Here is a 25,344-nt window from a genome sequence, read left to right as displayed (position 1 = left end):
TCACGCCTTATTTTTTACGCTGTTTCGGGAGCGATACAGGATATTTATGTACAGAATATATAAACGGATGAGAGCAATATTTACGGGTATTTTATTGGTGGTTACCTTAAAACTGTTTGCTTTGGCAGATGGAGATAAAGTAACCATTGCATTACCCGAGGCCGCAGTAGAACGGGTCAGGTATGGCACCCAACAATTGAAGAATGCACTTGCAGCAGCGGGGTATACCGTAAGCATAAAGTCTTCGGCGATGAAGCAGACGGGTGAAACCTTTATAGGCGTATATACCACAGGCAGTGGGAGAAAAGAAAGTTTTTCCATTGAGGCAAAGAACAAACAGATCGTTATAACAGGAGCAGATGCTTCCGGAACGCTGTACGGTTGCCTGGAACTGGCGGACCGCATCAAATTAAACGGCAGGTTGCCGGAGAAGCTTTCTTTTACCGATGCTCCCGAAATGGTGTTACGCGGGGAATGCATTGGTGTTCAGAAACCTTACTACCTGCCCGGGCACAACGTTTATGAATATCCCTATACGCCCCAAACCTTTCCCTGGCTCTACGATAAAAAGTTGTGGATACAGGTACTGGACTCCATGGCGCACAACCGCATGAATTCCCTATACCTCTGGAACGGACATCCCTTCGCATCACTGGTTAAACTGAAAGATTATCTGTATGCGGTAGAAGTAGATACGGCCACTTTTAAAAAGAATGAAGAGCTATATCGTTTTCTAACCACCGAAGCGGATAAACGGGGCATCTGGGTGATACAAATGTTTTATAATATTATTGTGTCAAAACCGTTTGCGGAAAGGAATCATCTGAAAACACAGGAGCGCGAGCGGCCGATTATCCCCATTATTGCAGACTATACCCGGAAGTCGATCGCGGCTTTTGTAGAAAAATACCCCAATGTAGGATTGATGGTCTGTCTGGGCGAAGCAATGGAAGGAGTGGGGAACGACGATATCGAATGGTTTACCAAAACCATTATTCCCGGTGTACGGGATGGGATGAAAGCCCTGGGTATAAAAGACGAACCTCCGATCGTATTGCGGGCGCATGATACTGATGCGCCTTCGGTAATGAAGGCTGCCCTGCCCCTGTATAAGAATTTATATACTGAAGCAAAATTCAACGGAGAAGCATTAACAGTGGCCAGACCAAGAGGGGAATGGGCTAAACTTCATCAAACATTGAGCGGATTAGGCAGCGTGCATATAGCCAACGTTCATATTCTGGCTAACCTGGAACCCTTTCGCTATGGGTCACCGGATTTTATTCAGCAAAGCGTTGCGGGAATGAATGAGGTACTGGGTGCACACGGATTACATCTCTATCCGGAAGCATCGTACTGGGATTGGCCTTACAGCGCCGATAGTATCGAGGGCGGAAAGCGCTTGTTGCAGATAGAACGGGATTGGGTCTGGTATAAGGCCTGGAGCCGGTACGCCTGGCAATCAAAACGTAGCCGGAAGGAAGAGGTCGGATACTGGAGCCTGGTGATGGGAGAGCAGTTCGGCGTCAGCAAAGAACAGGGAGCCGCCATTTTAAAGGCATATGAAGCTATGGGAGAGATCGCACCCAAGCTGTTGCGGCGTTTTGGTATTACAGATGGTAACCGGCAAACATTAACGTTGGGCATGTTGATGACACAGCTGATTAATCCCTATCGTTATGGCTTATTTACGCTTTTGTATGAAGGAGAAAGTCCGGAAGGGGAAATGCTGATTGACTATGCAGATAAAGCATGGAAGGGGATTGCCCATCATGGAGAAACACCGGTGCAGGTGGCACGGGAAGTGCGGGAACACGGAGATGCAGCAGTGGCTGCCTTAAAACAAATGGGGAACGTTGCAAGAAATGCGGATGAATTTGCGCGTATTGAAAATGACGCTGCCTGCTACCAGGCATTGGCCTATCATTATGCTGCAAAAACTGAAGCGGCATTATGGGTATTGCGGTATAAGTATTCAGATAATATAAGCGACCTTGAAAAGGCGCTGCCGTTGTTAAAAGAAAGTCTGGACTGGTATAAAAAACTCGTCCGCTTAACGGAGGGTACGTATCTGTATGCAAACAGTATGCAAACCCAGCAGCGAAAAATTCCCATCCGTGGAGTGGATGGCACTTTTAAAACATGGAAGGAAGTGCTGGTTCCGTTTGAAAACGAACTGACGGTGTTTCAACATAAGCTGGATTCCTTAACCAAGAATCCAAAGGCCGGTACCGCGAAGGCAAAACCTTATACAGCGGCCAAAGTAATGAACAAAGACAAGCCGGTAGGGCAATTTATTGTTGACAGTCTTGCACAACCTTTTTCAGATACTGCTTTATTCATCCGGTCATTTGCACCTGAGCTGAAAGGATTGAAAGGTTTGAAGCTTTCTTATAAAAGACAATTGAAGAATGGCACCTTCTATACATTTAGCAATACACGGCCTGTAAAAGTGCTTGTAGGTTTTTTTCAACCGCAAAAATCCGCTTTTTCGAAAGATACATTTTTCCTGAAAGCCCCCGAACTGGAAACAAATGCGTTGGCCAACGATTATGGTCAGGCGGAAACGAAGATCGCCAACGCACTGGTGATCCCCGGTATGCCGCAGTTAAATGTACACATGTACGAATTTAAGCCGGGCATCAATACACTGAAACTCGAAAAAGGGGTGGCCATCGTATTGGGATTTATCGGGGATGATCAGCCGGTGAAGGTCTATGACGCAGGGTTGTATGAAAGTGGTAATAAAAAACAGGTAGACTGGTTATTTGAGTAAATGTACTTTTCGAATCGTGGAAAATGAGAGATGCCAGGAGTAAATCCTGGTTCGGGCTCCTGTAAATAAAGGATCATATGTGCCGGTATAAAAAGATCCTGGGCTTATTATCTATGACCAAAACACTGAGCTCCTTTGTATAAAGCGGTTTATTGCATCATTAAATAGTTAAACGAATATCATGAAGTTGTTTTTTGTCGTTGTTGCCTTGTTTATCTTTTTCCCTGGAAATGCCCAGCAGTACTATGATGTAACTAAGTTTGGAGCTAAAAAAGATAGTAGTGCCAAAGCAACTACAGCCATCGCAAAGGCGATTAAAGCGGCATCTGTGGCCGGAGGTGGTACGGTTTACTTTCCCGCAGGAAAATATCTTACCGGTCCCATTCATCTGAAAAGTAATATTACCATCCTGATCGATGCCGGTGCCGAACTGCATTTCAGTGATGATTTTGATGATTACCTGCCCATGGTAGAAAGCCGGTACGAAGGTGTGGATGTAACCAGTTTTTCCCCATTGTTTTATGCAAACGGGGTGGAGAATATTGCGATTACCGGCCGGGGCACCATTTATGGGCATGGTAAAAAGTGGTGGGACTTTGTGGAAGGGTACAAGGAAGGGCAACCGCGTTCTAAATGGCAGCTGGAGTTTGACCGGTTGAACAAGGATATCCTTTTACCGGATGATCCAAAGCAAATGAAGCGCGGATTTTTACGGCCCCCTTTTATTCAGTTTATGCATAGTAAAAACATCCTTATCCAGGGCATTATGATCCGCAATTCTCCATTCTGGACCATCAATCCCCAGTTTTGTGATAATGTTACGGTGCACGCCGTTACGATCATAAACCCCGGTCAGCACGCACCGAATACGGATGGTATCAACCCGGAGAGCTGCAGTAACGTACATATCAGCGATTGTCATATCAGTGTGGGGGATGACTGCATCACCATTAAATCGGGAAAAGATGGCCCGGGACGTGCAAAAGCCCGGCCGGCTGAGAATTATACCATTACTAATTGTACCATGTTAAGCGGACATGGAGGTGTAGTGATCGGAAGTGAAATGAGCAGCGGTGTTAAAAAGATTACCATCAGCAATTGTATTTTTGATGGTACCGACCGGGGTATCCGTATTAAAACGACACGTGGCCGGGGTGGAACGGTAGAAGATATAAGGGTGAGTAATATTGTGATGAAAAATATAGGTGAGCAGGCGATTGTATTGGATATGGAATATGCAAAGGTTCCCGAAGAACCGGTGTCGGACCGAACGCCCCGGTTCAGGAATATCCGGCTAAGCAATATCACCGCATATACCAACGAAGCGCTGTTTATAAACGGACTTAAGGAAATGCCGGTATCAGAGATCAGCCTGAATGACGTGGTCTTTGAGGCGGAACGTGGTATTACACTTAGAAATACAGCTGATATTTCATTTAGCAATGTGCGGGTAAACACGCAAACAGGTCCTGCATTAAAAGCAGATGCGGTCGAACGGCTTTCGATCCTTAATTTTGAGGCTGAACGGTTATCGGCGAGTGCACCCATGTTATGGCTGAATGATGTAAAAGGCGCACGCATCCTGGATTGCTGGCCGTTTGATGAAACGGGAATGTTGATGAAGATTACAGGGGCGGCCACAAAGAAAATTACTGTTAAGAACAATTTAGTTAAAGATGCGGCTATTCAAATTAGCCCCGAAGTAACAGCGGTGGAAGTGATGAAGCTTTAAGCAGATCGTCATAAAGCGACAAAAACACAAGGATAAGAAAAAACGTCTTCATATATTAGCAACAGGAATATGAATTCTTAACATAAACCTGTCATAAAGCAGCTGCAACGGAGCGAAAAATCTGTAGTGCTGCTGTATGAATGGCAAAACAAGTATGGAAAAGTATTATTTTTCTTTAATGGCGTTGGCGATTGCTGCCATTACACAGCCTGGTAACGCACAGGACCTGAAACTTTGGTATGACCGTCCCGCAAACGAATGGGTGGAAGCATTACCCATTGGAAACGGCCGTTTGGGAGCGATGGTTTTTGGGGGAATAGCAGATGACCGGATCCAGTTTAACGAAGAAACACTTTGGTCGGGCGGCCCCCGGGATTATAACCGGAAGGGCGCTTATAAATATCTTGACACGATCAGAGGGTTATTATTTGCCGGAAAACAAAAAGAAGCGGAAAGTCTGGCTGGTCGTGAATTTTTGGGGTTGAAATCAGCTGAAGGCGATCAGGATGCCTGGGTGATGCAGATGAAAAACATTTTAAAACAAAAGAATAATCCTTCTGCGGCGATCTATAATGACCGCAGCTGGAAAACGATCCATGTACCCAACTATGATGGCTGGGAAAAAGAAGGCCTTGGAGAACTGGACGGTGCGGTGTGGTTCCGTACCAGCTTTAACCTGCCTGCAGACTGGAAAGGCAAAACATTAGAGCTGGATCTGAACAAGATCTCCGAACAGGACATCAGTTTTGTGAATGGTATAAAAGTGGGAGCACAAAACAACGGGGAAGCGCGTATCTACAAAGTACCGGCTGCAGCATTGAGGCCGGGTAAAAACAGCATTGCGATCCTGGTGTTAAATCTTGCCGGCAAAGGTGGTATTCTTGGGTATAAGGATGCGAATAAACCAATTGGCATTTATCCGGCCGGAAAGCCGGAAGCCAAATTGCCGCTGAATGGCGTATGGAAATACTGGATTCAGTCAGATAAAGTACCTCCGGTGGGCGAGTACCAGGCCCGGTATCAGCCTTTTGGAGATATACATTTTCATTTTGATATAGACACGGCAATGGTTACCCAGTACCGGAGAACGCTCAACCTGGAGGATGCTGTATTAACGACTTCTTATAAGAGCGGTAGCACCACATTTAAACGGACCTATATTGCCAGTGTGCCGGATCAGGTGATCGCGGTCAATCTTACCGCAGATAAGGCGGGATCCATTAGCTTCGAAACGGAACTTTCCAGTCCGCACCGGAATTTTATACTCAGCAAAACCGATCCGCAAACAGTGGCGCTTCATGTTCAGGTAAAGGATGGCGCTTTGTTCGGAGACAGCTATGTGCGGATAACGACAAAGAATGGCAATATCGCAGTAAAAAACAATCGCCTGGTCGTAAGCAGTGCTGATGAGGCAACCGTTTGGATCACGGCGGCTACCAATTACCGAAACTATAAAGATGTATCCGCACAACCCGCAGCGCTTTGTAAAGCAACACTGCAAAAAGTAGGGCAAAAGCCATTTGCCTCAGTACTGAACGGTCATATCAGGGAATACCGGCAATATTTTAATACACTTTCTGTAGATTTTTTTAATCCTTCGGTTCAAAATGCGAATGCTGCATTGCCTACAGACCGGCGGCTGGCGCAGTTTTCACGCTCCGGAGACCCGGAATTTGTTGCATTGTACCTGCAATACGGCCGTTACCTGCTTATCAGCAGCTCAAGACCGGGAACTTATCCCGCTAATTTGCAGGGTATCTGGAACGACCTGTTGTCGCCACCCTGGGGAAGCAAGTACACCACAAATATCAATGCCGAAATGAACTACTGGCCGGCGGAATTGCTGGGACTGTCACCTCTGCATAGCGCTTTTTTTAAGATGACGCAGGAGGTTGCCGCATCCGGACGTGAAACGGCTAAAGAATATTACAATGCTCCTGGATGGGTATTGCACCACAATACCGATCTGTGGCGGGGCACGGCCGCCATCAATGCCTCCGATCATGGTATCTGGGTTACAGGGGGCGCCTGGTTTTGCGAACATCTGTGGGAGCGCTACCTGTTTACAAAAGATGAACGCTTTTTAAGAGATACCGCCTATCCCCTCATGAAGGATGCCGCATCGTTCTTCAATACATTCTTAATCAAAGACCCGGTAAGCGGTTATCTGATCAGTACGCCTTCCAACTCGCCGGAACAAGGTGGGTTGGTTGCTGGCCCTGCCATGGATCATCAAATCATCCGGGCCTTATTTAAGAACACGATTGAAGCCTCAAAGATTCTGAATAAAGATGCTGCATTCAGAAAAGAGCTCGAAGAAAAATATCCACGGATCGCACCCAATAAGATCGGCCGTTATGGACAATTGCAGGAATGGATGCAGGATGTCGATGATACCACCAACAAACATAGGCACGTGTCTCATTTATGGGGCGTATATCCGGGTAATGAAATTAACTGGGAAACCACACCGGACCTGATGAAGGCCGCACGTCAGTCGCTGATCTATCGGGGTGATGCGGCTACAGGCTGGAGCCTGGGCTGGAAGATCAACCTTTGGGCGCGCTTCAGGGATGGGAATCACACGTATAAACTCATCCAGATGTTGTTGAGTCCGGCTGGAAGAGGGGCGGGTAGCTACCCCAATTTATTTGATGCGCATCCGCCATTCCAGATCGATGGAAATTTTGGCGGGGCGGCTGGTATCGGTGAAATGCTATTGCAATCGCATGCCGGTTTCGTTGATATTCTTCCGGCCTTGCCGGATGCATTGCCGGGAGGACGCATAAACGGCATCCATGCACGGGGAGGATTGGTATTGGATCTGAAATGGGAAAATAGACAGCTTACAGCACTTAAGATAAAGGCGATCGCAGATGGTAATACCATGTTGCGTTATAACGGAGCGGTATTGCCTTTTGTATTTAAAAAAGGAAAAAGCTACAAAATTGCTCCGGATTTCAAAAGCGCTGAAGTCTTATAACCATCTATTATGTGGTGCCATTATTATTAATGCAGCATATTCACTACATCTTTTTCCCGGCTTTGGGGTAGTACTTTTAACGTGATCAGTTGACCGTTTTTTAAAGCGCCTTCTACGGTTGTCTGATGCGGTGCATGAAGTTTAAAAGATACATCCCAGTCTTTAGGCCAGGCGGGAAATAAATAGAGTTTATCATCAACGGCCTGCAAAAGCATTTCCTGCAGCCCAATCATGCCGGATCCGCCCCAGTTATGGTCGGGAACCCAATCATACCCCGGTCCCCAGAAAGCAGGGAAACGGCGGCCGCTGTTTTTTAATTTTAAAGTGGTTAGCTGTTTGGCGGCTTCTGTTAATCCAAGCCTGGCTGCAAAAATATTGTCCTGTTTCCACCCTGCTGCGCTTCTGAACTTCAGGGCAAAACTGTCCAGTTGATAGGTGTTGATAGCGGTATCCAGTCCCGGTTTGCCCACACCAAAAATGCCCCAGGGAAAAACGGGATACAACATGGCGGATTCGGTATTGTTCACCCGCGCCCAAACCTGTGCAGGAGCGATGGTGGTTTTGCCGTTATACTGCGCATATGGAATGGGCGGAATCCTTTTCAGCAATGCTTCGAAATAATTTCTTTCTTCATCAGTTAAATGAACGGCTGCCGATAATAATTTTTGAGTTACTGTTGTTAAAGCCGCAACAGTAGAGCTGGCATTGTACGCCAGTTTAAAGGTCTCTGCTCCAGAGCCGGGATATAATACCAGGTGACCATACTGGTCCAGTACCTTATTCCCTCTTTTTTTTGCCAGGTACTGATAATGCTCGTCAAAGAACACCAAACAACTTTTGATCAGGGGCAGATAAGCTTCAATGGGCTTGCCGGCATAGTCCTGCGCTTCCAGTATCATCATGCAAAATTCCAGTACTGTATCCCATTCATATTCCAGCCAGGCATTGTATTCCATACCCGGGTCAAAATCCATGGGTCGTTTCCAGCCATATTCGGTGGGGTTGGGCAGTCCGAAATTTTCAATCTGTTCATTAAAATTGGCGCCCGTATGATTCCAGTAAAATTTACTACGCAGTTCGGCTACCGGTAACAGGCGGTTGTAAAAATCAAATTGAGGGTTCATCAGATCTACATCTCCGCTTTTTAGCATCGGCCAGTATACCAGGCGCTGGTTCTGTGCTGTAAACGTGCCGCCTCCCCAGTTCCGGTGATCGGGCGTACCCTGGATCGTGCTATCGGTAAAGACCGGGTCTACGGTAAACAGGCCTCCATTGAATTTTGTGGGGTAGGAGCCATAAGCATTCGCCGCCAGCATATAGCGGAACAGCTGATAATTACGCCCAAGCTGCCATGCTGTATCTGCCGCATCTTTCTTGCCGGGATTAATATAAATATAACTCCGGTTCCAGAATTGCTGCCACCATTGCTGCGTAGCTGCCTGGTCTTTTGTAAACAGACGGGTTTTGGGAAGCAGTTGCTGCAGCTCGTTAACCCAGTTATGCGCACTGTTGGTTTGATTATTGTGTAAGATGATCCGCAGTTCATGCTGTTTTTTGGCCGTACGGCTTTTCAGGCTCCAGCGTTTAAAAGGAGTGTTGGTGTAAACGCCGGTACCGGTTCCCGCTGCAACAAAACCCGCACCTTCGATGATGCCGCCGGAAGTAAGATTTGCCAGAGGGTTGAATAATTTTTGTTTTACGGTACCAAGTTGTTGTTGTGTTACGGCCGCATCAAATACGGTTGAGTCTGTATTGCGATGAAAAAAAAGAACACGGTTTTCATCAAATCGGACCGTATCTTTTTGGGTGATTACGTTTACATGGCTGGCCCACTTCCATGAGTTCGCATTGTTCTCTTTTCCTTTTTGCGGCCGGTCGGCAAACCGCCAGTTCTCGTAAACCGCTTTTGCAGTAACCGGCACGGAACCGTTGATGGAAATATGAATAACCGGCTGAAAAACGGACACCCAGATCTGTATTACAGCCGATCCTTTACTATTCTTTGTCCGGATGGTTGCGCATCCTTTTTGCAGGTCCAGCTCCTGCCGGAACGAACCATTTTCAAAAAGATCGGGATATAGCCGGATCCGCAGGCGACCTCCTTTTAAGAGGGTATTGTTCTCATCAAAGGCGCCGCTACGGCAAAAATAAAGCAGCACCTCGTTGTTTTCTACCCACAAATTGGCCCCGATAGAGCCTCCTCCAACCGGCATCGATTCCGATGCGTTCCGGCTTTGCGTATTCCAGGAAACCGTATAGTCCTGCAATACGGTTTGGGCGGTAGCGGCCCATGCCAGCGTTAGGAGGCTTATGCAGAGAAACGCGCGGAACATACCAGATAATTGTTATTGTTACAATTATAAAAGTAAATCAAATATCCTTCCCATACCGGTTTTTAGTGGTTATTTTTGCAGATGTAGGCTGCCGTACATTCATCATGAGGATCCGGGATGCTATTTGCAATTGCTGCCGGTTGTCATAAATACCGCCTTAAAGTTGACGGTAAGCTAAAAGTTTATTATTATTGACCTGATTTTTTGCCGCACAAATATGGAACAAGCAGAAACGAAGCAGGGATCTTTTAAAAATATCTGGTATGGTATCGGGCGTAAACGGATCGAGATCCCGTTTCCGGTGCTTAGAGACAAGATCCTGAAAGATCCGTTGCTGAATAGTTTATATATTTCCAGCCTGGGATTTTACCCCAATGCTAAAGCGCATTTTACCAAACGGAAAAAAGGCCTTCCCGGAAATATGTTGTTCTATTGCGTAGACGGCCATGGTTTTTTTGAATATAAAGGACTCCATTTTGATGTAGGCCCCAACGAGTTTTTTATGCTTCCCTGTAATGAAGCACATGCATACGGGTCTGCAGATAAAGATCCCTGGAGCATTTACTGGATCCACATCGGTGGCATGAACCTTCCGTATTTTAACGAGATGAACGCGGTAAAGGATAGTTTTAAACCTACCCGGGTAAAAGATAATGGGGAGATTCATGTGCTTTTCAATAAAATGTATGAAGCGTTGGAATTGGGGTACAGCGCGGATAACCTGTATTTCGCAAATCTTGGGTTGCGGCAGTTCCTTTCTTATTTTATTTATAATAGCCGGCACTACCCCATTGTAGAAAAAAAAGAGTTGGATGCGGTAGATAGCGCTATTTTATATATGCAGGAGCGCCTGCAGGAAAGTATTACTTTAAAGGATCTTAGCCGGCACTCCAATTATTCAGTGTCACGGTTCTCCAATTTATTCAAGCAAAAGACGGGCTATGCGCCTATGGATTACTTTATGCAGATGAAGATCCAGCAGGCCTGCCAGCTGCTGGATTTTACCGATAAAGCCATTAAAGATGTCGCCATTACAATGGGATTTGACGATCCGTATTATTTTTCAAAAAGATTCAAACAGATTATTGGAATGCCCCCGCTAAAATACCGGGCAATAAAAAAAGATTAAAAAAAGTTATGAGAAAATTCAGTGTACTTGGTTTCCTGGTCGTATTAGCAATGATTTCATGTGCCCGGAAAACTGCGCCGGGGAAAAGCAAGGCGGGTATAGATGCCATTACGTTTATGTCATATAATGTACATCATTGTAATCCTCCTTCTAAACCGGGGGTTATAGATGTAGATGCGATCGCACAGGTGATAAAAAGGGAAAACCCGGATGTGGTGGCCCTGCAGGAGATCGATGTAAATATCGGTCGTTCGGGTAAGATCAACCAGGCGGCGTTGTTGTCGGAAAAAACAGGATATCATTCTTTTCACTTTTCAAAATCGATCGACCATGATGGGGGCGATTATGGAATTATGATCCTTTCGAAATACCCGCTATCAGATATGTCAACACATAAATTACCAACAGATCCTGCAACGGGCGGAGAGCCCCGGGTATTGTCGTTAGCCGTAGTTACATTACCAGGAGGAAAAAAAATAAGAGTAGCCTCAACACATCTTGATTTTCATGGAAAAACCAACGGTAAATTACAAATGACCGAGGTGAACAGGATCCTTGCGAACGAGCCGTTACCGGTGATCATCGGCGGGGATTTTAATGCAACTGAAAAAAGTGAAACGATTCAGTTGCTTGATAAAGCGTTTACCCGCACCTGTCACAATTGCGCCTTTACGATAGAAGAGGGTAAAGAAAAACAGGCCATTGATTTTATTGCGTTTAAACCGGGTAAAGCATTTTCGGTCCTTTCACACCGCGTGATTGAGGAGGATTATGCATCCGATCATCGTCCGGTACAGGCCATACTTAAAATAGGTTTTTAGTGAAGGTATTAAACCATCGCGTCCGGGAAGCGTTCCCTTAATAATTTCATCCAGGTTTGATCGCTCGCAAAATGAAACTGGTTCTTATGCGCAAAATCGTTCTTTTTTCCTGTCTGCTGCTGGCATCCGGTGTTTGGGCACAAGCCGGTAAACCCCGTCCCAACATTATTTTCATCCTGGTGGATGACCTGGGGTATGGAGACGTAGGTGTGTTTCATCAAAATGCCCGCCGGGCCTTAAAAGACCCGGCCGTTCCTTTTATGATAACGCCTTCTCTTGACCGGATGGCTTCCGGCGGCGCCATTTTTACACAACAATATGCGAATGCCCCGGTATGCGCATCGTCCAGGTCATCCCTGTTAACAGGCGTTACCCAGGGACATGCCGTGGTGCGCAACAATCAGTTTGATAAAGCACTGGAAGATAATTATACCATCGCATCTACTTTAAAGGCAGGGGGATACAATACGGTAGCAATCGGGAAATGGGGATTGCAGGGTACTGATAAAAAAGACTGGCCGGGCCACCCGCTAAAGCGTGGGTTTGATTATTATTACGGTTATATCCGGCACAGTGATGGGCATGAACATTATCCAAAAGAGGGCCTCTACAGGAAAACAAAGGAAGTATATGATAACACAGTAAATGTTACTGAAGGACTGGATAAATGCTATACAGGTGATCTGTGGACGGCACGCGCCAAGCAATGGATTATCGATTACAAAAAATCAAAGGCCGGTGCCCCGTTCTTTATGTACCTGGCCTATGACACGCCACATGCAGTGATTGAATTACCCACCCAGGCTTATCCTTCTGGCGGCGGTCTTACCGGTGGTTTGAAGTGGACGGGAACCCCGGGGCATATGATCAATACCGCTTCTGGGGACATTGATTCCTGGATGGCTCCTGAATTTGAACATGCGCAGTACCTGGACAGGGCTACCGGTAAAATGACGCCCTGGAAGGATGTCAATAAACGCTATGCTACCGTGGTACAGCGCCTGGATGCGCAGGTAGGGGATTTGTTACAATTGCTAAAAGATCTGAAGATCGATGACAATACGATCGTAATTTTTACTTCCGACAACGGGCCTTCGCAGGAATCGTATCTTAAAGAAGACTATACGCCCGAGTTTTTCAAGGGCTATGGACCTTTTGATGGCATTAAGCGGGATCAGTGGGAAGGCGGTATGCGTACTCCAACGATCGTGCAATGGAAGGGAAATGTAAATCCCGGCAAAACCGTACTTCAACCTTCTTTTTTGTCGGATTGGATGCCCACATTGCTGGAAGCTGCCGGAATGACCGCTCCCGCAAGAACGGATGGTGTGTCGCTGCTACCGGCACTTACGGGAAAAGGCGTGCAGCAAAAACAAACGCTTTATTCTGAATATTTTTTTGATGGGAAAACGCCCGGCTATGCAGATTTTGAGCAAAATCACCGGAACCGGATGCGCAACCAAATGCAGTTTATACGGGAGGGTAATTATGTTGGAGTGCGTTATGATATCAAAAGCAGCGATGATGATTTTGAAATTTATGATGTAGTGAAGGATCCGAAAGAGAAGCAGAACAAAGCATCAGCACTTCCGGCATTACAAAAAGCGTTTAAAGACAAAGTTCTGCAAATGCGCATACATTCAGATGAAGCGCCGCGTCCCTATGATAGTGTAGCTGTACCTTCGGTTTCAGAAAGAGGAGTAAAGAAGAAAATGCAATACCAGTTGTATAAGGGCGCATTTTTATGGGTGCCTCAAACCGGTACATTAAAACCCACGAAATCGGGTACCGGAGATATAAAGACCATTCAAACTGCTTTATCCAATGCCGATGCCGGCGCATTCAATGGCTATATCCGGGTGCCGGCCGATGGAGCATATACGTTTTATGTGAAAGTGAATGGAAAGGCTTTTGTCCGGTTACATGATATTGCCCTGCTGGATGCAGATTATGGTTACACTCCGGGAACAGCAATACAACAGACGCTTATACTAAAGGCCGGTCTGCATCCCATACGCGTAGGGTTTAAAAATGAGGGAAAACGTCCGGAGTTGGAATTGTTCTGGAGCGGACCTGGTTTTGAAAAAAGGCTATTGACGCCAGGCGATTTTTATTAGCCGGAATATTGATCCCGCAGACGAATGCTGTTCTGCAGATCGTGCAGATTTTATACGGAGAGTACAGCTTCAGCCTGGGTCAGCGAAACAGCCTGCGGAATCAGCGGGAAAAGAAATCAATAAGTAGATTGAATTACGATAGATAGCGGCTTTTACTTTGTTGTAGGACCGGCTACTTTTAACACTCCATGCTGATCGATCTCCATCGGATCAATAAAAACTACCCGTTCATCACCCGTTTGGTTGGTACGACCGTGGTATACGCAGTACATTTGCCTGCCATCGGGTGAAAACGTAATACTGTTATGTCCTGTTCCGGTAACAATACCGCCCTTTTCAACATTCTTTTGTAATACCGGATTATTAGCGGCTTTTTTAAATGGCCCCAGCGGGCTTTTAGATGTAGCATAACCCACTGCATAATTTTTACCGCCGAAATAATTGGCAGAATACATCATATAATAAAGGTCCCGGTGTTTAAAAATAAATGATCCTTCCGTCCAGCGGCGGTTCACTTCCTTTGAAGTAACGGAACGGCTTTCCCATTCCGATTGCCGGTCGCTCATTTTAACGGGAGGCCGCAGCAGTAAAACCGGTGCACCAATAACACCGCTGAAATCCGGTTTCAGCTCCACGCCATACACCCAGCTTTCCTCAATTTCATTGAACCAGCCTTTTTTACGGGCCCAATCGGCCACTTCACTTTTAACCGGGTGTTTATAACAGCAACGGGAATAATAAAGATATACTTTGCCATTGGGCTCAAACAAAACATTGGCATCGATGATGGGATAGCCCGGGTCAAAAACCGGTCGGTTTTGCAGATCGATAAACGGACCCGTTGGCTGATCTGCAACAGCCACCCCGATTTTGAAATTCTCTAGTTCGTTGGTTGGGTTTTCCTTCCACTGGGCGCTGTAGAACAAATAGAACTTTCCGTTGCGCTCATAAACCTCCGGCGCCCAAAATGAATGAATCCCCCATCCGTTTTTATTATCACCGGAATAAACCTGGCCTTCTGCCTTCCAGTTAACCAGATCCGTTGAAGAATAAGCGTTGAATCCTTTTTTGGCGCCACCGCCGGTGCCATACATATAATATTTATCTCCTTGTACATGCAATACATACGGATCGCCAAATTGTACGGGCAATGGATTATGGGAGGTCCCGGGTTTATTTTGTGCCGGCGCCACCTGGAAGAATAAGAACAACAGGAAAAAGGACAATAGTCGTTTCATAATAAAAATAAGTTTAATGGGATGCATGTACTTCCTTTTGCCAGTTGCGCAACGCGGCATCCAAACCGGCTACTCTTGAGGGATATTTTGCAGACAGATCCGTTTGTTCGCCGGGATCTTCGTCCAGGTTATATAATTCTTTATGCCCGTCATCAAAAAAGGAAATCAGTTTCCAGGCTCCGCTGCGAATACTTCCGGCAGAGCGTCCGCCTAAAAAATGCGGTTGGTCCAGCGGATAATGCCAGTAAAAATTTCGTTGGGGCATAGCTGCCTGCGGATTGTGCAGCAATGGAGCAAACGAAATACCGTCCAACGGCTGATGTTTGCCTGCGGCGCCCGTTAATGCCATCAACGTGGGATAAAGATCATAGTTGGCCAGTGGTTGTTTACAAATGGCGCTTGCTTTTACATTTCCGGGCCACCAGGCAATAAAGGGCTCTCGAACGCCCCCCTCATACAAAGTGCTTTTGCCACCGCGCAGCGGGGCATTGGTGGTGATGGTGGTTTCTCCGCCATTGTCGCTGGTAAAAATGAGGAGCGTGTTTTGATCCAACCCCAATTCTTTAAGAAGTCCGACAATTGCGGCTACACCGTCATCAATTGTTTTTAGCTGTGCGGCCAGGTGCGGATTGTTCCCGGAAGCTTTTGATCCGGCAGGCCATTTTTTATAGGGATCGTTTCCGGGGTTTTGTTTTGTGGGGGAACTGGTACCGGCATTCTTTTTTTGCTGGAAATGACGCACCAGTTCCGGTTGCCCATGTACCGTTGTATGCACCGCGTAGTGACTGAGGAATAAAAAGAAGGGTTGTTGCCGGTTGCGTTTAATAAATTCAAGCGCTTCATAGTTTTGCCGGTCGGTAATGTATTCATGGGCGCCCGGCAGCTGTTTAACAATTTCGCGGTTGAAATCATACGGGTAAAAATAGGTTCCTTCGCCAATACCCCGGTTTTCACTTACCAACACTTCATCAAAACCATGCTGATCCGGAAGCGTTTCTTCCGGCGCGCCTTCTTTGACATAGCCAGACAAATGCCATTTACCCACAATACCGGTACGATAGCCCTGTGCTTTTAACAGTTCGGCGAGCGTTACATAACTGGTGTCCAGGTGCCGGGCGGCCCCGGGGCGCAGGTAATCTGTAATACCAATACGTGCCGGGTACTGACCCGTCATCAATGCCGCCCGGTAGGGCGAACATACCGGTGCCGCTGCATAAAAGCTGGTGAACCGCATCCCTTCCCGGGCGAGCCGGTCCAGCGCAGGTGTTTCGTTAAAGCTGTTGCCATAACAACCCAGTTCACTGTATCCCAGGTCATCGGCAAGGATAAAGATAATATTCGGCCGTTGCTGCGCCCTTGAAAAAAAGCACAACAAAAGCAAAAAAAGGATCATATGATATTTAAACAGGGGCAAACGCATGCACTTACCGTATTCCTTCCCGCAATATAAACAACTCTTGCTGATCTGAACCCTGTAAATAGGGCATACGGCTGTAACAAATGTCGCAACTGCTGTAACAAATGTCGAAAAAACAATTTTGATGGGCGATTTCTTGGTGGGGAAAATAAAAGTCTACTAAATTTGTGGACTTTTATTTTTCACCAAACAATTTTAAACAGACATGAAGACTCCTGTTGTAAAAGGATGTTCCGCGGTGGCCTGGCTGCCGGAGAACGAAAAGACAATTATTACAGCAATGCCTACAATAATGACAGTACGTGGCTATGGCTGTTGTTATATTGCAGCTACGATTGCAACACGTACCGCTGGTACACCGCACCCCATCTTTTTATTGAATTGCTAAAATGTCATTATGAGAATTGTAGGATTATTAAAATGCAGGGTTCCAGACTACCGGAACCAATTGCTGATCCTGTTAGCAGTTATGCTTACAGGCATTAGTACAATGGCACAGGATAACCGGATCCGGGTAACCGGAACCATAAAAAATTTATTGGGCGACCCGGTAGCGGACGCTTCCATTGTTGTGAAAGGCCGCAGTGCGGGCACCACCTCTAAACCAGACGGAACGTTTTCGCTCAATATGCCCGGGAATGCAGTACTGGTTGTTTCGCATGCCCAATACAAGCGGGTGGAAGTAGCGGTCCGCAATAAAACACAATTGTTTATTACCCTCGATTCCACCATATCGGATATGGATGAAGTAGTAGTGGTAGGATACGGACAGCTCAAGAAAAGCGATGTGACCGGCGCGATCAGCAAGCTGGACCTGGATAAGGAAATGGATAATCGTTTTGTATCGGTAACAGAGGCACTGCAAGGGCGCATGGCCGGCGTACAGATCATTAACAATACGGGAGAGCCCGGTGGGGGTGTTACCTTCAATATCCGGGGAAAAACCTCGGTGACCGGTGATAACCAGCCGCTGATCGTAATTGACGGGCAGCCGGTAGAGTCCAGCTATGGATCTACGAAAGCCGGTATGGGAGTAGACGGCGGACTGGATATATCGGCCGCCAACCCGCTGGCCTCCCTGAATCCGAATGACATCGCCTCCGTAGATATCCTGAAGGATGCGTCTTCAACGGCCATTTATGGTTCAAGGGGTGCTAACGGAGTGGTATTGATCACCACCAAGTCGGGCAAGGCCGGCAACAATGGCCGGGATAAACTCACCTATACCACAAGGTTTGACTGGAGCAGTTTGCCCAAACGGATAAAAATGCTGGGTGCCCGTGATTTTATGACGTATAAGAACGAAGCGAACCTGAATGACGGCAAGGATTCGGTATATACACAACATGCAATAGACTCGATACTGGCCACCGGCGTCAGCATGAACTGGCAGGACGCCATATATGAAACGGCGTTATCGCAGGACCACCAGATTTCTTTATCCGGCCGGGACGGGCGTAATGACTACCTGGTAAGCGGCAACTATTCAGACCAGCGGGGGATCATTAAAAATGCCCGGTACAAACGCTATGGTTTCCGGGCTAATTTTTCGAGGCAGGTAAATGATAAACTGAAGATCAGCATTAAGAACTATTTTTCGATGGCAGACCGGTATTACGGACAGCAATCGAACTGGACGGGTATCATGGGCTCTTCTGCGGTGATGGGGGCGTTGGTTACCAATCCGCTGCAGGAACCTTTTGAAGCGGATGGGGATCTGGATGAAACATTTGCCAATAACCCGGTACTGGTAACCACCCTGGTTAAGGATAAAACGCAGATCCGTACGCTGATCAGCAACCTGAGCGTGGATTATGAAATTGTAAAAGGCCTGAAGTATACACTACGCGCGGGTTTGAATGATATGTACTCACTCCGGAATGTATATTATCCGCGGGGCACGTTTGTAGGCAATACCGCTCCCAATGGCTACGCTACGCGTGCAGATAATTCCAATACCAACTACCTGGCAGATCATCTGTTCACCTACCGGAAGGTGCTGGATCAAAAACATTCCCTGAATATTGTAGCCGGTTATTCCTACCAGCGCTGGGTCAATAAATCGACCAGTGTAACCAATATGAATTTTCCTTCAGACCAGATGACCTACTACAATTTCAACAGTGCATTGTCGCCCGGAAGATTCCTTACCAATGGTCCCCGGAATAAAGTGCTCCAGTCGTTCCTCGGCCGGGTCAATTATACGTATGACCAGCGGTATGTGGTGATGCTTACCGGAAGGGCGGATGGGTCTTCCCGCCTGGCACCCGGAAATAAGTGGAACTTCTTCCCGGCGGTGGGATTGGGATGGAATGCCTCCAATGAAGCCTTTTTTGAGCACTGGAAAAATGCGGTATCTACGCTGAAATTCCGCGCCAGTTATGGCGTCAGCGGCAATGAGAACGTAGCCATCGGTGCCACGCAGGCCAAGTACGGGATCGACTATGTGGTGCTGGGAAGCGGCATTGCACCCGGTTATGTGCTCAGCGATTTTCAGAACCCCAACCTTGGCTGGGAAAATACAAAGCAAATCAATATAGGGATGGATCTTTCGTTTTTAAAAGATCGCCTGAGTTTTTCGATCGATTACTATAAAAAGAATACGACCGACCTGCTCATCAACCTGGCCCTGCCCAGTTCCTCCGGCTACAGCGATATGTTTACCAACATCGGGGAGGTACTCAATAAGGGGGTGGATGTGGAAGCCAGTTATAACGTATTCAACAAAGGACCGCTTACCTGGAACATCTCCGCCAACTTCTCCAAATATTCCAATAAGGTATTGGATATGGGATCGCTGGGCATTACGTACGGCCGTGTTTATGTGGTGGCCGGAGCCATTATCCTGAGCCAACCATTACAGGTGGCAAAGGTGGGCTATCCGATTTCATCCTTCTGGGGCTATAAGACCAATGGTATTTACCAAACACAGGAAGAAGTGGATGCCGGGCCCGAAAAAGGAAAGGCAAAGCCCGGTATGACGCGTTTTGTGGATGTGAACGGAGACGGGCAGATCACCGAGGACGACAAGACTATTATCGGGAACCCCGCACCTGATTTTACCTATGGCATGAGTCATGAGTTTACGTATAAAAAATTTTCCTTCGGTTTTAATATCATCGGGAGTAAGGGCAATCAGCTCATTAACCTGAATCAGTGGATGGTGGGGGCCAACAATACCAGTGGTAATTTCAATGCCACACAGGAGGCCTGGGACAACCGCTGGACGGGGCCCGGAACCAGCAATCAATATACAAGGCCTACCAACAATACCATCCGCTTTTCCCAGCGGTTCCCCGACTGGATGGTAGAGGATGCTTCCTTTCTGCGGATCCAGACAGTACGCCTGGGATATGCGTTCAATTTGAAAAAGAAGGCGCCCATCCAGGGACTACGGGTATTTGTGTCGGCCACAAACCTTTACACCTTTACCAATTATTCCTGGTATGACCCGAACATCAACGCGTTTGACAGCGATGCGCTCGGCAGTGGTATGGATTATGGCACGTTACCGCTGCCCCGCACGTTCTCGGCTGGATTGGAACTGGGGTTATGATCATTCATTCATTGTATAAAAAAGAATTTATGAAACGCCCATGATAAATTTCTCACACAGAGGTATGTATACTCAGGCGTTCCATTCGACTAAAATAAAAATAAAAAATATACGGATGAAATATATTATTGCATTACTGCTGGCCGCTGTTGTACTGGGTGGCTGCAGTTTAAAGGAAGACCTGCTCGATGTACCCACGCCGGCAACCATCAACAGCGAACGGGATCTGGAAGTGGTGGTTAAAGGGTTATACGCCCGTCTGAATAATTCCAATGCCTTTAAGTTCAGAGGGATGGCCATGCTGTTTCTTTCTGCTGATGATCTGTATGCGGCCGCATCCGGTGAGCTGCTGCCTTTTTCTGACCGGACGCTGACCTCTGTAAACGTATCCGGCTTTTGGAGCGTATTGTATTTTACCATCGGCAGTGCCAATGATCTCATCGCCCAGCTCGATTCAAAGGAACTGGATGCTGCGGCCGAGCAGCGCGCCTACGGCGATGCCTATTTTATAAGAGCATTCTGCTATTATTACCTGGTCCGTTTATATGGGGGTGTACCGCTGCGGTTGAATGCAACCGATGTTGGCTCCGACTTTTACCTTCCGCGCAGCACCGTACAACAGGTATATGCACAGATCTTTTCCGACCTGGAGAAAGCAGCTGCATTGCTGCCCCTGGCAAAAAATATTCCGGTGGCAGAACTGGGCCGAGCTTCCAAAGGGGCTGCCCAGGCCATCTATGCCCATGCCGCATTAACCTTTGGCAACCAGTTATCATTAAAAGGACAGGATGGTAGCAGTTATTATCAGAAAACGATCACCTATGCCGACTCTGTAATACAAAGCAACCAGTACCAGTTACTGGGCAATTATAAAGATCTATTTGATATCAGCCGTGAAAATGACGCCTATAATGAAGTGATCTTTGGGGTGCGGTTCATGGTGGATCAGCAGGACCGTGCCCAGCCCGCGGCAGGTTCAGAGTTTGCGCTGCGCTTTGGTGCACCCAATACCCACCAGGTTTGCGGCAATCCGCCCAACGGAGCCGGGGATGGCTCGATGCGGGTGATGCCCTGGGTAGCGGATTATTACCGCACCGGCGATTACGACTCGGTGATCGGCGGGGTAAAGGTGATCGATTACCGGAATGAAGGCGCTTTTTTTCAGAAAGGATATAACGTTACTCAGAAAAAATATTATGCAGTTTATCCCAATCTTCCTGCTGCGGATGAGGGCAGTATTACCACCCCGTTGATCAGCAAATACATTGATCCCAATGGTAAAGACGGGCGCAATAACGGGAATGATTTTTTTGTGATCCGCTTTGCGGAGATCTACCTGATAAAAGCCGAAGCGGAGAATGAACTGAACGGACCAACAGCAGCAGCACTGGAAGCCTTCAACAAAGTTAGAGCAAGGGCGAGGAATGCAAATGGCACCCAGCGGGCCGTGCCGGCTGATATTGCACCGGGGATATCCAGGGATGCATTCCGGATGAAGATCTTTGATGACCGGGGTCTTGAACTAACCGGAGAGGGACAACGTTGGTTTGACCTTGTTCGTATGCGCAGCCCGCTGAGCCCGGCACAAACCATGTTTGAATACCAGTTTAAAGAAGTGCTGTCAAAATATCCGCAGAAAATGCCAACGTATAGTACCACAACAAAAAAGTATTCCAATGAATTTGCTGTCAATGCCCCACAGATGAGTATTGAGATACCAAAGAACCTGTTATACCCCTTGCCGGCAGATGAGATTACGCAAAATCCGAATATCGGAACCGCCAATCAGAATCCCGGATGGTAATTTTAAACCCATGCATCAAAAGAAGGTCTAACTTTAAATTGAATAACGAATGTTCCGCTTTTCCGTTTTAATATGTTTATTGGGCGTTTCAGTGTTCACCCGTGCGCAGCCGAAACCCAATATCCTGCTCATTATGGCAGATGATATGGGCTATTCCGATATCGGTGCCTATGGCGGAGAAATCCGGACGCCGCATCTCGATCAGCTGGCAAAGGAAGGCATCCGTTACCGGCAGTTTTACAATGCAGCCCGGTGTTGTCCAACGCGGGCTTCCCTGCTGACGGGGCTTTACCCGCATCAGGCCGGAATGGGCTGGATGGCAGCGGCGGACCTGGGCACCGGACCTGCTTACCAGGACAACCTGAACAACGAATGCGTAACGATCGCCGAGGTATTAAAAACGGCCGGCTACCGTACCTACATGACCGGCAAATGGCATGTGACCAATGAGCGGAAGATCGATGGTGAGGTAATTGATAACTGGCCGCGGCAGCGTGGGTTTGATCGTTATTTCGGCATCATTCCCGGTGGGGCCAATTATTTCACACCGGTGCTTTACAGCGACAACCGGAAATATAAGGCCCCCGATCATTTTTATCTGACCAACGCCATCTCCGATACCAGCGTGCGCTTTTTAAAGGAGCATTTCAGCAGCAGGAAGCAGGATCCTTTCTTTATGTATGTAGCCTATACGGCACCCCACTGGCCCCTGCATGCATTGAAGGCCACCATTGATAAATATACGGCGGAATATAAAAAGGGCTGGGACGCTATAAGGGCTCAACGTTTTAAAAAACAAAAAGAGATCGGTTTGTTTGCAGCTTCAGCTGTATGCACGCCGAGGGATGCCACCGTTGCTGCATGGGACCGGCTGACGGATAAAGAACAGGAGGAAATGAGCCGGCGCATGGCCATCTATGCGGCACAGATCGATATCATGGATGAAGGGATCGGAAGGATCATACAAACACTCAGCGCAAACAATGAACTGGATAATACCCTGATCTTTTTTCTTAGCGACAACGGAGCCTGCGCCGAGTTTATCAGCAGCGGTGAAAGTAAAGCCGTGGATGGAACAGCGGCCACATTTGAAAGCTACCGGCTGCCTTGGGCAAATGTAAGCAGCACACCCTTTCAGCAGTATAAACACTTTACTCATGAAGGCGGCATTGCCACCCCGCTGATCGTGCATTGGCCAAAGGGTATTACGGCCCGCCTGAATAACCAGTTTGTTTCCGGCTACGGGCATATCACCGATATTATGGCCACCTGTGTGGCAGTGTCCGGGGCCCGGTACCCTTCCGTATTTCAGGGGCATAACATTCATCCGATGGAAGGCAAAAGCCTGCTGCCTCATTTTTCGGGACAGGCCAATAACCGGGGGCGGATCTATTGGGAACATGAGGCCAATATCGCCCTGCGCGATGGTAAGTGGAAGCTGGTAGCCAAAACACCGGAGGACGCATCGTTCTCGATGAACACGCTGCAATTGTATGACATGGATACAGATCCCACTGAAATGAACGACCTGAGCCGCAAACAACCGGAACGCGTGAAGGCATTATATGCAGACTGGGAGCAATGGGCCCGGAAAATAGGTGCGTTTCCCCTCGATACGCGGGAGTATGGGGTGCGGATGCAGGCATACCGCAGAAACATCAATGGAAATTTCGACGACAACCTGGGCGGCTGGAACGTACACCAGGCGGCGGATATGAATGGCTCGATAAGGATCGATGACAACAGCCGTATCTCCGGCAAAAAATCGGCATTCATTTCTGTGGTGCAGCCGGCAGCAAAGCCCGCTGCGCTTTCCATGCTCTGGCCTTTTAAAGCACAGCAGGGAGAACGGTTTTTGATCAAGATAAAAGCAACGGCCAATCGCAGTACGCGTTTCTTTGTACGGCTTGAAAGCACCGGTGCAGGCGCTCCAAAGGTCATTGACCAGGAATTGCAGGTTAAACCCGGGATTAAAGATTTTGAATGTACTTCAGCAGTTATTCCTGAAAACGGCACGTACCGGGTTGGGCTTTATTTTGGAACAGCCGGACCCGGCTCGCAGCTGTGGATTGACGATGTGGAACTGGTTGCTATAAAAAATAAATGATGTTACTGAAACGAATACTTTTTGTTGCAATAGTGCTGGGTGGAATGCTGCCGGTAAAAGCACAGTCTGCAAAACATGTGGTGCTGATCAGTATCGATGGGCTCCGTCCGGAATTTTACCTGGATCCTGCCTGGCAGGCCCCGCATCTGAAACAGCTGAAACAACAGGGTGTTTATGCCCGGCAGGTAGTGGGGGTATTTCCTACCGTAACCTATCCCTCGCATACATCCATCGTTACCGGTCAGCCTCCGGGAAAACATGGCATTTATTACAATGCCCCGGTTGAAGCACCAAAGGGCCGCTGGTATTGGGAAGACAGTGCAATAAAAACACCCACACTCTGGAAAGCAGTTAAGCAAGCGGGACTTACATCCGGAGCCGTAATGTGGCCGGTAACGGTTGGTGCGCCGATCGACTATAATTTTCCGGTGCGCCGGGCCGACGGTGATGAAAAAACAGACCAGCTTTCTGTAACCCGGCCGTATATTACCCCGGCTGGCATGCTGGATCAGATGGCGGCCTCCGGCAGCGGAACGCTTACTGCGGATGACTTTAAATACAGGGATGTTGATCGCACCATCGGGCGGATGGCGGCTTTTATATTTAAGCAATACCAGCCGGCATTGCTGGCCATCCATTTCATACAGGCGGATCATGCCCAGCATGAGCATGGCCGGGATGCCCCGGAAGTAAAAGAAGCCGTGGCCCTGATCGATAGTATGATCGGGCAGGTGGTTGCCACGATAAAAGAAGCCGGGCAGGCATCCAATACAACCATCATTGTAACGGGCGATCATGGATTTGTAGATGCTACGCAAAGCTTTGCACCCAATGTGCTGCTGGAAAAGAATGGACTGATCAGTGACGGGGACTGGAAGGCAAAATTTTATACGGCAGGTGGTTCCGCTTTTCTATACACAAAAAAAGCCGGTGATGCAGCCACCGCCCAACAGGTAGAAGATTTGTTACGCCGGTTGCCCCGGGGCGATCAATGGTTCCGGATTGTTACAAAGAAAGAGCTTACGGAGATCGGTGCCAACCCGGAAGTGGAACTGGCATTGGCCATGAAAAAAGGGATCGTGGCCGCCAATGCCATAAAAGGCCCGTTGATTCGTACGAAACCATTGGGCGGCGCGCATGGCTATTACCCGGATTTTGATGAGATCTATACCGGGTTTATTGCGGCGGGTTATGGTATCAAAAAAGGCAGTACACTGACGCAGCTGCGCATGCTGGATATTGCACCGCTGATCTGCCGCCTGCTGGGCATTCCTTCCATCGGCAATGGCACCAATGCTTTGCCCGATATTTTTTCAAACCGATAAAAAGTT

At 47.6% G+C, this 25,344-nt stretch carries 14 protein-coding genes; 11 read left to right on the top strand and 3 right to left on the bottom strand.

The window, feature by feature from the left end; translation table 11 throughout:
• Positions 1-67: 67 nt before the first annotated feature.
• The 3 genes from Q1V85_RS05280 to Q1V85_RS05270 all read left to right on the top strand — a co-directional run bounded on the left by Q1V85_RS05280 (position 68) and on the right by Q1V85_RS05270 (position 7,491).
• Positions 68-2,776, top strand: a complete 2,709-nt coding sequence (locus tag Q1V85_RS05280) for a hypothetical protein (protein WP_300598174.1) — start codon at positions 68-70, stop codon at positions 2,774-2,776.
• A 181-nt stretch (positions 2,777-2,957) separates the two neighbouring features.
• Entirely contained in the window at positions 2,958-4,508 is a 1,551-nt protein-coding gene (locus tag Q1V85_RS05275) for a glycoside hydrolase family 28 protein (protein ID WP_300598172.1), read from the top strand.
• Between the two features lie 136 nt (positions 4,509-4,644).
• A complete protein-coding gene (locus Q1V85_RS05270; RefSeq protein WP_300598170.1) occupies positions 4,645-7,491 on the top strand; it encodes a glycoside hydrolase N-terminal domain-containing protein in 2,847 nt (948 codons plus the stop codon).
• Between the two features lie 26 nt (positions 7,492-7,517).
• On the opposite strand, the gene Q1V85_RS05265 is transcribed toward Q1V85_RS05270, so the two are convergent.
• Complete coding sequence (locus Q1V85_RS05265) at positions 7,518-9,824, bottom strand: DUF5703 domain-containing protein (protein ID WP_300598168.1); 2,307 nt, start codon at positions 9,822-9,824, stop codon at positions 7,518-7,520.
• Positions 9,825-10,041: 217 nt separating this feature from the next.
• Between Q1V85_RS05265 and Q1V85_RS05260 the strand changes: the two genes are divergently transcribed.
• The 3 genes from Q1V85_RS05260 (at position 10,042) to Q1V85_RS05250 (ending at position 13,891) form a co-directional block, all read left to right on the top strand.
• Positions 10,042-10,953 carry an AraC family transcriptional regulator gene (locus Q1V85_RS05260; protein ID WP_300598166.1) on the top strand — a complete coding sequence of 304 codons (912 nt, stop codon included), beginning with the start codon at positions 10,042-10,044 and terminating at the stop codon, positions 10,951-10,953.
• An 8-nt stretch (positions 10,954-10,961) separates the two neighbouring features.
• A complete protein-coding gene (locus Q1V85_RS05255) occupies positions 10,962-11,774 on the top strand; it encodes an endonuclease/exonuclease/phosphatase family protein (RefSeq protein WP_300598164.1) in 813 nt (270 codons plus the stop codon).
• A gap of 86 nt (positions 11,775-11,860) precedes the next feature.
• A complete protein-coding gene (locus tag Q1V85_RS05250; RefSeq protein ID WP_300598161.1) occupies positions 11,861-13,891 on the top strand; it encodes a sulfatase-like hydrolase/transferase in 2,031 nt (676 codons plus the stop codon).
• Between the two features lie 152 nt (positions 13,892-14,043).
• Here the strand turns inward: Q1V85_RS05250 and Q1V85_RS05245 are convergent, their stop codons facing one another.
• A complete protein-coding gene (locus Q1V85_RS05245) occupies positions 14,044-15,129 on the bottom strand; it encodes a glycoside hydrolase family 43 protein (protein ID WP_300598159.1) in 1,086 nt (361 codons plus the stop codon).
• Positions 15,130-15,142: 13 nt separating this feature from the next.
• A complete protein-coding gene (locus Q1V85_RS05240) occupies positions 15,143-16,522 on the bottom strand; it encodes a sulfatase (RefSeq protein ID WP_300598157.1) in 1,380 nt (459 codons plus the stop codon).
• 229 nt (positions 16,523-16,751) lie between these two features.
• On the opposite strand from Q1V85_RS05240, the gene Q1V85_RS05235 reads away from it, so the two are divergent.
• The 5 genes from Q1V85_RS05235 to Q1V85_RS05215 all read left to right on the top strand — a co-directional run bounded on the left by Q1V85_RS05235 (position 16,752) and on the right by Q1V85_RS05215 (position 25,338).
• Positions 16,752-16,934 carry a hypothetical protein gene (locus tag Q1V85_RS05235; protein ID WP_300598155.1) on the top strand — a complete coding sequence of 61 codons (183 nt, stop codon included), beginning with the start codon at positions 16,752-16,754 and terminating at the stop codon, positions 16,932-16,934.
• A 9-nt stretch (positions 16,935-16,943) separates the two neighbouring features.
• Positions 16,944-20,102: a TonB-dependent receptor gene (locus Q1V85_RS05230; protein WP_300598153.1), complete on the top strand. Its 3,159-nt coding sequence runs from the start codon at positions 16,944-16,946 to the stop codon at positions 20,100-20,102.
• Between the two features lie 115 nt (positions 20,103-20,217).
• Entirely contained in the window at positions 20,218-21,906 is a 1,689-nt protein-coding gene (locus Q1V85_RS05225; RefSeq protein WP_300598151.1) for a RagB/SusD family nutrient uptake outer membrane protein, read from the top strand.
• 49 nt (positions 21,907-21,955) lie between these two features.
• Positions 21,956-24,013, top strand: a complete 2,058-nt coding sequence (locus Q1V85_RS05220) for an arylsulfatase (protein ID WP_300598149.1) — start codon at positions 21,956-21,958, stop codon at positions 24,011-24,013.
• Positions 24,013-25,338, top strand: a complete 1,326-nt coding sequence (locus Q1V85_RS05215) for an alkaline phosphatase family protein (protein ID WP_300598148.1) — start codon at positions 24,013-24,015, stop codon at positions 25,336-25,338. The genes Q1V85_RS05220 and Q1V85_RS05215 overlap by 1 nt, the downstream gene beginning before the upstream one ends.
• The last annotated feature ends 6 nt before the right edge of the window (positions 25,339-25,344 follow it).

Origin of the sequence: Niabella sp. (genome assembly GCF_030150205.1) — a bacterium.
Lineage (GTDB): Bacteria > Bacteroidota > Bacteroidia > Chitinophagales > Chitinophagaceae > Niabella.
This window is presented reverse-complemented; position numbering and strand designations above follow the sequence as displayed.

Bases quoted from the DNA above. Each gene is read 5' to 3' on its own strand.
- Q1V85_RS05280 (WP_300598174.1), top strand. From the start codon at position 68: ATGAGAGCAATATTTACGGGTATTTTATTGGTGGTTACCTTAAAACTG.
- Q1V85_RS05275 (WP_300598172.1), top strand. From the start codon at position 2,958: ATGAAGTTGTTTTTTGTCGTTGTTGCCTTGTTTATCTTTTTCCCTGGA.
- Q1V85_RS05270 (WP_300598170.1), top strand. From the start codon at position 4,645: ATGAATGGCAAAACAAGTATGGAAAAGTATTATTTTTCTTTAATGGCG.
- Q1V85_RS05265 (WP_300598168.1), bottom strand. From the start codon at position 9,824: ATGTTCCGCGCGTTTCTCTGCATAAGCCTCCTAACGCTGGCATGGGCC.
- Q1V85_RS05260 (WP_300598166.1), top strand. From the start codon at position 10,042: ATGGAACAAGCAGAAACGAAGCAGGGATCTTTTAAAAATATCTGGTAT.
- Q1V85_RS05255 (WP_300598164.1), top strand. From the start codon at position 10,962: ATGAGAAAATTCAGTGTACTTGGTTTCCTGGTCGTATTAGCAATGATT.
- Q1V85_RS05250 (WP_300598161.1), top strand. From the start codon at position 11,861: ATGCGCAAAATCGTTCTTTTTTCCTGTCTGCTGCTGGCATCCGGTGTT.
- Q1V85_RS05245 (WP_300598159.1), bottom strand. From the start codon at position 15,129: ATGAAACGACTATTGTCCTTTTTCCTGTTGTTCTTATTCTTCCAGGTG.
- Q1V85_RS05240 (WP_300598157.1), bottom strand. From the start codon at position 16,522: ATGATCCTTTTTTTGCTTTTGTTGTGCTTTTTTTCAAGGGCGCAGCAA.
- Q1V85_RS05235 (WP_300598155.1), top strand. From the start codon at position 16,752: ATGAAGACTCCTGTTGTAAAAGGATGTTCCGCGGTGGCCTGGCTGCCG.
- Q1V85_RS05230 (WP_300598153.1), top strand. From the start codon at position 16,944: ATGAGAATTGTAGGATTATTAAAATGCAGGGTTCCAGACTACCGGAAC.
- Q1V85_RS05225 (WP_300598151.1), top strand. From the start codon at position 20,218: ATGAAATATATTATTGCATTACTGCTGGCCGCTGTTGTACTGGGTGGC.
- Q1V85_RS05220 (WP_300598149.1), top strand. From the start codon at position 21,956: ATGTTCCGCTTTTCCGTTTTAATATGTTTATTGGGCGTTTCAGTGTTC.
- Q1V85_RS05215 (WP_300598148.1), top strand. From the start codon at position 24,013: ATGTTACTGAAACGAATACTTTTTGTTGCAATAGTGCTGGGTGGAATG.